Annotated in this window: 1 protein-coding gene and 1 pseudogene; both read left to right on the plus strand. The window is 77.1% G+C overall.

All coding sequences use genetic code 11. From position 1 onward, the window contains the following. Positions 1-797, plus strand: a pseudogene (locus FM076_RS10275) (condensation protein); the annotation flags it as partial. Further along, positions 794-1,573: class I SAM-dependent methyltransferase (locus FM076_RS10280; protein WP_173869653.1), on the plus strand; the 780-nt coding region annotated here is incomplete at its 3' end. The pseudogene FM076_RS10275 and the gene FM076_RS10280, both read left to right, overlap by 4 nt.

Below are 1,573 nucleotides of genomic sequence, written 5' to 3' on the forward strand. Positions count from 1 at the left end.
GGACCCGTCCCGCGCGGATCGCCGCGGACACCCTGCACCCGGGGGCGCCGGGCAACGGCATGCTCCTCGCCGAGCTGCCGGTGCCCGCCCGTCCCCCGCGCCTGCCGGGCACGCCCGCCCCGTACACCGTCAACGACCAGCTGATGGTGGCCACCTGGCTGATGGCGGCCCGCTGGAACAGGGCCCATGACGCGCCGGTGCGGCCCGTCCGCGTCACCATGCCGGTCGACGACCGGCCCCGCACCGCCGACATGCCCCTCGGCAACGGCACCCGGCTGGTCGAGGTCGCCTTCGGGCCCGAGGAGCGCGAGCTGTACGACACACTGGCGGCTCCCGGTCCGCCCGACCGGCAGGCGGTCGAACGGCTGCTGCGCGCGACGGCCGCCCGCACCCGCGCCCTCAAGTCCCTCGACCGCCCCCAACTGGGTTTCGGCGGCGGCCTGCTGACCACACCCCTGGTGCCCGTCGGGATACGCGCGGCGGGCGTGCGGGCGCTGCGCCGGATGGCCGGACCGTGGGCGTCCACCACCCTGCTCTCCAACATCGGCCGGGTGCCCTACCCGCTCGACTTCGGGGACGCGGGACGCGCCCGCGCGGTGTGGTTCTCCGCCCCGGCGAAGATGCCGCGCGGCCTGTCGGTGACGACCGTCTCCACCGCCGGACGGCTCCAGCTGGCGCTGCGCTGGTCGCACGCGCGGCTGGACGACGGCGCGGGGAGGCGGCTCGGCGCGCTGTTCGCCGAGTCCCTCGCCGCCACCTCCCACGTACCCGGCCCGGCGGCAGGGGAGGGCGGATGAGCGACGGCGCGGCGCCCCGGAGCGGCAGCGCGGCCCCCCGGACCGCGCAGCGGCCCAGCAGCCTCCAGCAGTTGTACGAGGACCCCGCCACCCCGGTCGCCTCGGGTCCCGACCGGGCACGCCGTCAGGCGGCGATCCTGGCCCGCGCCCTGGGGAGCGCACCCGCCACCGTGCTGGACATCGGCTGCGGTGACGGCAGCGCCGCCGCCACCGCCTCGCGCCTGCTGGCCCGGCACCGGATCGTCGGCGTCGACTGGTCGCAGGACGCGCTGCGCCGGGCCGCCGCGCACCTGACGGCCGTACGCGGTGAACTGTCCGAGTCCGGCCTGCCGTTCGCGACGGGCGCGGTGGACGCGGTGCTCTTCTCCGAGGTGATCGAGCACCTGGTGGACCCGGACGCGGCGCTGGACGAGCTGCACCGCGTGCTGCGCCCCGGCGGGCACCTGCTGCTGTCCACCCCGAACCTGGCCGCCTGGTACAACCGGGCACTGCTGCTGATGGGCACCCAGCCGGTCTTCTCCGAGGTGTCCCTGCGCGGCATCCACGGCCGCCCCGGCTCTCAGGTAGTGGGCCACCTGAGGCTGTTCACCGCCAAGGCGCTCCGCTCGATGCTGCCCGCGGCCGGCTTCCGCGTCGTACGGATCACCGGCGCGCCCTACCACGACGTGCCCCGGCCGCTGCGCCCGCTGGACCGCGCCGCCTGCCACGCCCCCTCCCTGGCCTCGATCCTGCTGGTGCACGCCCGCGCGGTGCCGCGCGGCGCTCCTCCCGAGGGG

The sequence above is a fragment of the Streptomyces albus subsp. chlorinus genome, from assembly GCF_013302895.1.
In the GTDB taxonomy this organism is placed as follows: domain Bacteria; phylum Actinomycetota; class Actinomycetes; order Streptomycetales; family Streptomycetaceae; genus Streptomyces; species Streptomyces chlorinus.